The following is an 8,372-nucleotide window of genomic DNA, read 5'->3' on the forward strand; positions in this document are numbered from 1 at the left end:
CCCGGGCCATGGCCGCGTTTGGTGAAGCCGGTCCGCCGTCCGTGGGACGCAGCGCCACGTGCCTGCGTGCGCGTCGCCGCAGGGACCCTGCCGGGTCACGGATGGTCGTCGTGGTGGCCGCAGAGCCAGGCCAGTGCCTGGTAGGCGCCGAGGGCGTAGCCGGCGTCGGCACCGTCGTTCAGGGCGGCGCGCAGTCTCACGGCGGTGCTGCGGCATTCGGCGAAGAGCTGCTCACGGCAAGGCCCCCCGGTCCCGGGCGACGCGAATTCGGTCGCGGGGGCTTCGGTCTGGACACCGGTGGCCCACTGGTAGGACGCCAGCACTCCGTGCTCGAAATCGGTGCGGGGCGAGGGGTGCCGGTTGGCCGCCTTGGTCACTTCGAATACCTCGTCCAGGCCACGCGCCCCCACCGCGGGGATCGTCGCCTCGTCTGTTGTCATGCGAGCAACCTATGTGCGTCGGCCCTCAGCTGCCTCCCGGGCGGCTCGAGCGCTCCCGCTCGCCGGTGGCCAGAGCTGCCGGTGTCCTTCACGCCGTCGGACCCCAGGCCCACCGGAGGAGCAGGTCGGGAACGAGGGCTCCTCCACCGGAGTGGTCTGTTCGAGCTGGGTACGATGTCGGCACCTTTCCGAAAGCGAAGCGGCAGCGGTCAGGGACGGTCGTCGTGGTGGCCGCACAGCCACGCCAGCGCCTGGTAGGCGCCGAGGACGCCCGCGCCGTCCGTGCCCGCAGCCAGGGCTTCGCGCAGACGGACCGAGGCGGCCTGGCACTCCGCCAGCGCCGGGTCTGCCGACGCTCCGACCACGGTCGGCCGGTGGCGGAGCAACACCGCCTGCCGGGCCGGGTGAACAGATCTCGGCGGCCGACGCCTCTCGGCGCCGACCGCTCCGCCGGTTCCTGAGGACCGGTCAGCGGCCCAGGGCGCTGGCCAGTTCCTTCTTGTTCATCGTCGAACGGCCGTGGATGTTGCGCTGCCTGGCCTCGTTGTACAGCTGCTCCTTCGTCGGCCCCTGGGAGCCGGAGTGCGAACGCAGTCCACCGCGCCGGGAGGACGAGATGTCGTGGAGGGAGGAGCGGCTGGCCGTCTTCGACTCGCCGTGCCGGGCCCGTTCCTTGTTCACGGTCCGGGCCGCGATCTCCTCGGCCCGCTTCCGGCTCTCCCCGCGCTCCAGCGCGCTGTCCTTGATGTGCTCGTACTGGCGTTCACGCTTCTTGTTCGAACCCGCAGGCATGGTTCCTCCTCCGGTGTGCGGTGCCCCGGCGTGTACCCCTGGCCTGCGATCCCACGCGTGCGGTGAGTGCCGCGGTCGCCGCGTCGGCCCCCTCGGGGCCGACGGCCGCAGTTTGCCGCTGCGGGGGGTGGGCAGCCGCTCCGATACGCGTTCGCACCGGCGGACGGGAAGCGAGGAAAGATCATGGTGAAGGTTCTGCTCGTGCTCCTGTGCCTGGTGCTGCCGTGGCTGGCGGTGCTCATCAAGGACGGCCCGAGCATGAAGGTGCTGTGGGCGTTCCTGCTCCAGCTCTGCGGCCATGTGCCCGGTGTCGTCTACGGCATCTACCAGGTCGTTCAGGACTGACCGCGGCACCGGGCCGGCGGCCGCGCGGGGCGGCCGCCGGGTGCCGGGTGTCGGGGTCAGTGCTTCCCGGCGTCCTTGACCTTCTCGACGGCCTGCTTGAGGTCGCTCTTGATCTGCTTGCCGCGGCCCTCGGCCTCGACGGTGCGGTCGCCCGTGGCCTTGCCGACGGCTTCCTTGGCCTTGCCGTGGGCCTTCTCCGCCGCGTTGCGCAGCTTGTTCTCGGTACCCATCGTGTGCGCTCCTCTCGTACGGGGGCGGGGTGCGCCCCGCGCTGCGTCTGCCCGGGCGGACCGGTTTCACACCCGGAGCACCCCGGCGTGCCGTGCTGAGCGCCTCGGCCTCCTGCCCGTCGGTGCGTGTAGCCGTGAGGGGGTCGGGCAGACGCGGGGCATGGACGACGAGCGGGCGGTACTCCAGGTCACACCGGGGGCGACCCCGTGGGCCCCGGTCGTTCGCGCGGCCGACCGTGGTGCGCGGCATGATGGGCGGGACGGCACATCGCCGTCCCGACCGGTCAGGGAGCGTGCCATGCCACGGCCAGCCGAGGATTCCACCACGGCCGAGGGGGACGGGGGTGAGCTGCGGGTGACGGTGGACCGCCGGGGGGCGGTCCTCGTCGTCGGCGTGGCGGGGGAACTGGACCACGACACCGCGGGCGAACTGCGTGCCGTGCTCGCCCGTCCGGTGGGCGACGGCATCGACCGGGTCGTGGTCGACCTGGCGGACCTGCGGTTCTGTGATTCGACCGGGCTCAACCTCCTGTTGCGTGCCCGCATCGAGCGGGAGGAGGCCGGGCTGCGCCTGGAACTCGCGGGATTGCGCCCGATGGTGGCGCGGCTGTTCGCGATCACGGGAGCCGACAGCGTGCTGCGGATCCACCCGGACGTCCGGTCGGCGCTCGGATCGGCGGACCTGCCGGACCCGCCGGACCTGCCGGACCCGCCGGACCTGCCGGAGGCGCCCGGCACCGCTCCGCCGACCGGTCCGGTGTGAGGGGACGTGATGGTCCTCCCCGGGCAGGGTCCGTCACCGGGCCGCGAGCGCACCAGACGGATGGCGTTCAGCGGGGTCGACGGCGCGGTGCGGCGCAGCCGTGAGTTCAGCCGGGACGCGTTGCGGTCCTGGCGCTGGCTGCCCGCCGCCGACGACGACGAGCAGTCGGCCGTCACCGAGGACGTCCTGCTGATGGTCTCGGAGCTGGTGACCAACGCCTGCCTGCACGCGCCGGGAGGCCCGCGCGAACTGCGGCTGCACTGGGACGGGGCCCGGCTGCGGGTGGAGGTCACGGACGCCAGTCCGGTGCCCCCGCGGCTGCGGCCCGCCGCCGAGCCGGGGCGGCCGGGCGGTCACGGGCTGCGGGTCGTCGACCGGCTGGCCGGGGCCTGGGGATGTGTGCCCGAGGACGGTGGGAAGCAGGTCTGGCTGGAGGTGCGCTCCCCGCTCGACCGCCACGTCCGCCGCCCCTTCTGACGACCCCGGTCTCCGATGACGACCCCGGTCCTCCGACGCCGTCGGCCCGTGCTACCGGCCGGGGTGCGGTACCGGCGGCGGTGCCGGATCGGGGTCCGGGTACGGCTCGGGCCGCGGGAACGGCGGGATCGGCGGTGACGGCGGGTCGGGGTCCTCGCCCGGTCGGGGCACCGGAGCGGGATGCGGGATCGGTTCGGTGTCCGGATCCGGCGGCGTCGGAATCGTCATGGCTTCGCCCTCGTCGGAAGGAGTGGACACGCTCGGTGAGCGAGCGCGTGTGCCGGCCCGCGCCCGTTCGTCGTCGAATGGGCGGCCGGTGCACCGCCCAGGCGTCTACCCGCGCAAAAGGTAGTAAACCGGGCTAAACATGACTGGAAAGTCGTATGTCGGGTGGGGCAGTCATGCGATGGCCGAGCACGACCGGCCGTTCGCCGACACCGACCCGGGTGTCTCCGGGGCCTCGCTGGACGCAGCCGGGCACAGGTCCTGGGGGAAGAAGCCCCGCCGGGCGAGCCGCAGACCCGTCGGCGTTACCTGGCACTCACCCGATGCCCAGGAGAACCGGGCACCGCTGCCGAGGCCCGCGCCTTCACCGGTGACTTCCTCGCCGACACCGCCGATCCGAGGGCGGTGGCCGATGCCGTCCTGCTGGTCTCGGAGCTCGTCGGCAACGCCCTACGGCACACCGGCGGATCGCGGGCGCTGCTCCTGATCCGCGCCGGTGGGCGGCTGCGGATCGAGGTCAGTGACGCCAGCCCGTGGCCGCCATCGCCCCGGTCAACGCACCGGGCGGGCGAGCAGGGCGGCCTCGGGCTGTTCCTGCTGGACCGGCTCTCACTCCGCTGGGGGTGGCGCCCGACGGGGCCGGGCAAGACGGTCTGGTGCGAGCTGCGGCTGCCCGCCGGGTGACGCCGAGGTGCGCGTGTCGGCGAGGAGGACAGTGCCTTTCGGACGCCTGCGCGCCCGGTGTGTGTCCCGGCCGCCCGGGGAGACGCCGGGTCGAGGGGGGAACCGTGCAGAGGAGGAGATGAACCATGTCGAACGACGAGCAGACGCGGGAGCGGTCCGCGGAACAGCGGAACATCACGGCGCCGACGCCGGCGGACGTCCGGGCGAAAGCGGAGGAGGCCAAGGAGCAGGAGGAGGCCAAGGAGGCCAGGGAGCACGAGGAGCGCAACGAGGCCGAGCGCGGTCGGGCGAGCGCACCGCCGGCGGCCGGCACCCGGGCACCCTGACCGCCCGCGACAGCCAGGACCAGCTGCCCGGCGGCAGGAGCGCAGGGCAAGGCCTCAGGTCCGTCAGGGCCGGGGTGACTCCAGCGCGGTGGGCGCCGGGTCCCGGTGTCCGTCGGCGGTCGAGCGCAGGAGCGTGGCGAGGAGTTCGGAGACCGTCGGGCCCGCATCGGCGGGGTGACGCAGCTGCTTGCTCGCGGTGACGCGGTAGTGGTTGGCGCGGCCCTGGCGTTCGTGGCTGAGGTACCCGGCCTGTTCCAGGTCGGTGATGATGCGCTGGACGGCGCGTTCGGTGAGCAGGCGGCAGGAGGCGATGTCGCGCACGCGGATGCCGGGGTCGCGGGCGGTCTGGACCAGGACGCGGGCGTGGTTTCCCGGCTGCCGAGACACAACGGCGCATGCGTGCAGCGGTTGACGCGTCAGCAGGCAGGTTCGAGGACGATGTTCAAATGTCTGATGTTTGTATATGGTGCTTCCATGAAACCCATCAGCGCACCACGGCGAACGGCCAGCCTCTCCGCCCAGCTCGTGGCGAGCCTCCGCTCGCACATCGAGGCAGGGGGCTGGCCGGTCGGGACGCGGATCCCGCCGGAGCAGGTCCTCATGGAGGAGCTCGGGGTCGGACGCAGCACACTGCGGGAGGCGATCGGTGCCCTGGTACACCTCGGCCTGCTGGAACCCAGGGCAGGTGACGGCACCTACGTCCGCTCCTCCAGCGAGCTCCAGTCGGTCCTGGTGCGGCGGGCAGGCTCCGCGAAGCGGGACGACGTGCTGGAGTTGCGGACCGTCCTGGAGGAGTACGCCTCGGGCGCCGCGGCCCTGCGCCGCAGTGAGGAGCAGGTGCGGCAGCTGCGGGAGCTGCTGGCCGACGCCGAAGCGGCCGTCGCCGGCGAGGACGCGGCCGCGGCCACCGACGTCGACGCGCTCTTCCACCGGTCCGTCGTCCGGGCGAGCGGGAACGACCTGCTGATCGAGGTGTACGACCACCTCGGCACGGCGCTCACCTCGCACCTAGGGGGCCTGTCCTGGGACACGGCCCACGCCGAGGAGCACGCCGGCCTGCACCGGCGGCTCGTCGACGCGATCGAGGCCCGGGACGCGGGCGGCGCTCGTGGCGCCGCGGCCGCGATCGTCCGGCTCGCCCACGACCACGGGGCCGCCGACGCACGCGCGGCCGAGGGCCGGTGAGCCCGCGGCCGACCCCGGTGCCCCGGCACTCCGCACCGCACGCCTGAACAGGCTCTCCCGGCTGCCAAGGAGATCATCCGTGTCCCGTTCCCACCTCCCCGCCGACGAACTCGACGCCCGTACCGACCGACGAAGCACCCACCTGTACGCGACCGACGCCCAGTTCCGCGACGCCGCGCCCCTGGACGCCGTCACCGAGGCGATCCGGCGCCCCGACCTGCCGCTCGCCGACCTGGTGGCCACCGTGATGGAGGCGTACGCCGACCGCCCCGCCCTGGGCGAACGTGCCACCGAGCAGGTCACCGACCCGGAGACGGGCCGCACGACACTGCGCCTTCTGCCGCGGTTCGACACGCTCACCTACCGCGAACTCTGGGAGCGGGTCGGCGCGGTGGCCGCCGAGTGGCGCCACCACCCCGAACAGGCGCTGGGCCCCGGCGACTTCGTCGCCCTCCTCGGGCCCGCGAGCGCCGAGTACGCCGTGGCGGACCTGGCCTGCGTCCGCTCCGGCGCGGTGTCCGTCCCCCTGCCGTCGGGTGCCCCGGCGGCGCAGCTGGCCCCCATCGTCGAAAAGGCCGGACCGCGCCTGCTCGTGGTGGACGTCGGCCAGCTGGACGTCGCGCTCGACGTCGCGGCGAACGCCCCCTCGCTTGGCAGGATCGTCGTCATCGGCCACCGGCCCGGGGCCACCGCCCACCAGGAGAAGCTGGAGTCCGCGTCCGCCCGGCTCGCGGCGCTGGGCCGCGCAGTGGCCCTGGACCCGCTGGCGTCGGTCGTCCGGCGGGGAAGGGCGCTGCCGTCGCTCCGGCGGGTTCCCGACGGGTCGGCGGCCGACGCGCTGGGTGCGCTGATCTACACCTCGGGAAGTACCGGCACCCCGAAGGGCGCCATGTACACCGAGCGTCTGGTCCGGCAGTTCTGGGTCGACTTCCTGCCCGACCGGGCGGCGCGGCCCGCCATCACGCTCAACTACCTGCCGTTGAGCCACATGATCGGCAGGGGAGTGCTGTTCGGGACGCTCGCCAAGGGGGGCCTGGCCTGTTTCGCGGCGTCCAACGACCTGTCGACCCTCCTGGAGGACCTCTCCCTGGTCCGTCCCACCGAGATCGTCATGGTGCCCCGCATCTGCGACCTGCTGCTCCAGCACTACCGGGCGCAGTCGTCCCGCCGGGCCGGGACCGGTGGTGATGCGGCCGAGCAGGTGAAGGAGGAGCTGCGGGAGAAGGTCATGGGCGGCCGCCTCCTGCGGGCCGTCAGTGGCTCGGCCCCGCCGAGCGAGGGGACGACGGCCTTCATCGAGGACTGCTTCCACGTCAGGCTGCTCGACGGCTACGGGTCGACGGAAGGCGGGATCATCTCGCTCGACGGCCGGGTGCAGCGCCCGCCGGTGACCGACCACAAGCTGGTCGACGTACCCGAACTGGGGTACTTCGGCACCGACTCGCCGTACCCCAGGGGCGAGCTGCTGATCAGGTCCGACCGGCTCGTCCCCGGGTACTTCCGGCGTCCGGACGCCACCGCCGAGGTCTTCGACGAGGACGGCTTCTACCGCACGGGCGACATCATGGCCCGCGTCGGCCCCGACGAACTGCGGTACGTCGACCGCCGCTCGAACGTCGTCAAGCTCTCCCAGGGCGAATTCGTCGCCCTCTCCCGTCTGGAGACGCTCTACGACGGCAGCCCGCTCGTCCGGCAGATCTTCCTGTACGGCAGCGGCGCCCGCGCCTACCTGCTCGCGGTGGTCGTGCCGACGCAGGACGCCCTCGACCGCGTCGACGGGGACGTCCGGCGACTGAGGCCGGTCCTGCGGGCGTCCCTGCAGCAGCTCGCCGCCGAGGCGGGGCTGAACTCCTACCAGATCCCACGGGACCTGCTCGTCGAGACCGAGCCGTTCACCCAGCAGAACGGGCTGCTCTCCGGGGTGCGCAAGCCGTTGCGGCCGGCCCTGACGCAACGGTACGGCGAGCGTCTCGAAGCGCTGTACACCCGGCTGTCCGACCGGGAGGCCGAGGAACTCCGGACGCTGCGCCGGACCGCCACCGACCAGCCGGTGCCGGCGACCGTGCTCCGGGCCGCGCAGGCGCTCCTGGGGGTGGCGGACGGGGTCGTGGGGCCCGGCACCCGCTTCCTCGAACTCGGCGGTGACAGCCTCACGGCGCTGTCGTTCTCCCAGCTGATGAAGGAGACCTTCCACGTCGACGTCCCTGTCGACGTGATCATCAACCCGGTCAACTCGCTGCAACGGGTGGCCGACCACATCGAGCGGGCACTCGCGGCGGAGCACCGCCGTCCCACCGTCGACAGCGTCCACGGCCCGGACGCGACGCGGCTCGACGCGGCCCGGCTGCGGCTGGACGCGTTCCTCGACGCGCGGACCGTCGAGCAGGCCGGACGGCTGAGGCCGGCCGGCCCGCTGCCCGCGGCCCGGACCGTCCTGCTGACCGGCGCCGGCGGCTACCTGGGCCGATTCCTGTGCCTGGAGTGGCTGGAGCGGGTGGCGGAGCGCGGCGGCACGCTGGTGTGCGTGGTCCGCGGCTCCTCCGCCGAGGCGGCCCGGGCACGGCTCGACGCGGCCTTCGACAGCGGCGACCCGGACCTCGTGGAGCGCTACCGGAAGTCCGCCGCCCGGCACCTCCAGGTGGTCGCCGGCGACATCGGGGAACCGGGCCTCGGGCTCGACGAGGAGACCTGGCAGCGGCTGGCCGACACCGTGGACCTGATCGTCCACCCGGCGGCACTGGTCAACCACGTCCTGTCCTACGGCCAGCTGTTCGGCCCCAACGTGCTGGGAACGGCCGAACTGATCAGGCTCGCGGTCACCTCCCGGATCAAGCAGTTCACCTACCTGTCGACGGTCGCCGTCGTCTTCGGGAACGCGGCGGGCGGCGGCACGCTGGGCACGCTG

The 8,372-nt window shown here is 73.3% G+C and carries 12 protein-coding genes; 7 read left to right on the forward strand and 5 right to left on the reverse strand.

The window, feature by feature from the left end:
* Positions 1–95 precede the first annotated feature (95 nt).
* The 3 genes from ACFXPX_RS09220 to ACFXPX_RS09230 all read right to left on the reverse strand — a co-directional run bounded on the left by ACFXPX_RS09220 (position 96) and on the right by ACFXPX_RS09230 (position 1,232).
* Positions 96–440 (reverse strand): hypothetical protein, encoded by a 345-nt coding sequence (locus ACFXPX_RS09220; protein WP_380640344.1) that lies wholly within the window; start codon positions 438–440, stop codon positions 96–98.
* A 209-nt stretch (positions 441–649) separates the two neighbouring features.
* On the reverse strand, positions 650–805 hold the full coding sequence (locus ACFXPX_RS09225) for a hypothetical protein (RefSeq protein ID WP_380595078.1): 156 nt from the start codon (positions 803–805) through the stop codon (positions 650–652).
* A gap of 103 nt (positions 806–908) precedes the next feature.
* Positions 909–1,232: a plasmid stabilization protein gene (locus ACFXPX_RS09230; protein ID WP_380595080.1), complete on the reverse strand. Its 324-nt coding sequence runs from the start codon at positions 1,230–1,232 to the stop codon at positions 909–911.
* Positions 1,233–1,415: 183 nt separating this feature from the next.
* Between ACFXPX_RS09230 and ACFXPX_RS09235 the strand changes: the two genes are divergently transcribed.
* Positions 1,416–1,577 carry a YqaE/Pmp3 family membrane protein gene (locus ACFXPX_RS09235; protein WP_380453000.1) on the forward strand — a complete coding sequence of 54 codons (162 nt, stop codon included), beginning with the start codon at positions 1,416–1,418 and terminating at the stop codon, positions 1,575–1,577.
* Between the two features lie 56 nt (positions 1,578–1,633).
* On the opposite strand, the gene ACFXPX_RS09240 is transcribed toward ACFXPX_RS09235, so the two are convergent.
* The gene (locus ACFXPX_RS09240; protein WP_380522086.1) at positions 1,634–1,807 is read right to left on the reverse strand and encodes a CsbD family protein; all 174 of its coding nucleotides are present in this window, start codon (positions 1,805–1,807) and stop codon (positions 1,634–1,636) included.
* Positions 1,808–2,105: 298 nt separating this feature from the next.
* On the opposite strand from ACFXPX_RS09240, the gene ACFXPX_RS09245 reads away from it, so the two are divergent.
* The 4 genes from ACFXPX_RS09245 (at position 2,106) to ACFXPX_RS09260 (ending at position 4,282) form a co-directional block, all read left to right on the forward strand.
* A complete protein-coding gene (locus ACFXPX_RS09245; protein ID WP_380640346.1) occupies positions 2,106–2,570 on the forward strand; it encodes an STAS domain-containing protein in 465 nt (154 codons plus the stop codon).
* Between the two features lie 60 nt (positions 2,571–2,630).
* Positions 2,631–3,047, forward strand: a complete 417-nt coding sequence (locus tag ACFXPX_RS09250; protein WP_380640348.1) for an ATP-binding protein — start codon at positions 2,631–2,633, stop codon at positions 3,045–3,047.
* A 390-nt stretch (positions 3,048–3,437) separates the two neighbouring features.
* Positions 3,438–3,956 carry an ATP-binding protein gene (locus tag ACFXPX_RS09255; protein WP_380640350.1) on the forward strand — a complete coding sequence of 173 codons (519 nt, stop codon included), beginning with the start codon at positions 3,438–3,440 and terminating at the stop codon, positions 3,954–3,956.
* Positions 3,957–4,081: 125 nt separating this feature from the next.
* Positions 4,082–4,282 (forward strand): hypothetical protein, encoded by a 201-nt coding sequence (locus ACFXPX_RS09260; RefSeq protein ID WP_380522078.1) that lies wholly within the window; start codon positions 4,082–4,084, stop codon positions 4,280–4,282.
* 63 nt (positions 4,283–4,345) lie between these two features.
* Here the strand turns inward: ACFXPX_RS09260 and ACFXPX_RS09265 are convergent, their stop codons facing one another.
* On the reverse strand, positions 4,346–4,669 hold the full coding sequence (locus tag ACFXPX_RS09265) for a MarR family transcriptional regulator (protein ID WP_380522076.1): 324 nt from the start codon (positions 4,667–4,669) through the stop codon (positions 4,346–4,348).
* Between the two features lie 87 nt (positions 4,670–4,756).
* Here ACFXPX_RS09265 and ACFXPX_RS09270 point away from each other — a divergent pair, with 87 nt between their 5' ends.
* Positions 4,757–5,467, forward strand: coding sequence for a FadR/GntR family transcriptional regulator (locus ACFXPX_RS09270; protein WP_380522074.1), 711 nt, complete (start codon positions 4,757–4,759; stop codon positions 5,465–5,467).
* Positions 5,468–5,546: 79 nt separating this feature from the next.
* The coding region (gene car, locus ACFXPX_RS09275) for a carboxylic acid reductase (protein ID WP_380640352.1) at positions 5,547–8,372 on the forward strand (2,826 nt) is incomplete at its 3' end.

Source organism: Kitasatospora sp. NPDC059146 (assembly GCF_042786665.1).
Classification (GTDB): Bacteria; Actinomycetota; Actinomycetes; order Streptomycetales; family Streptomycetaceae; genus Kitasatospora.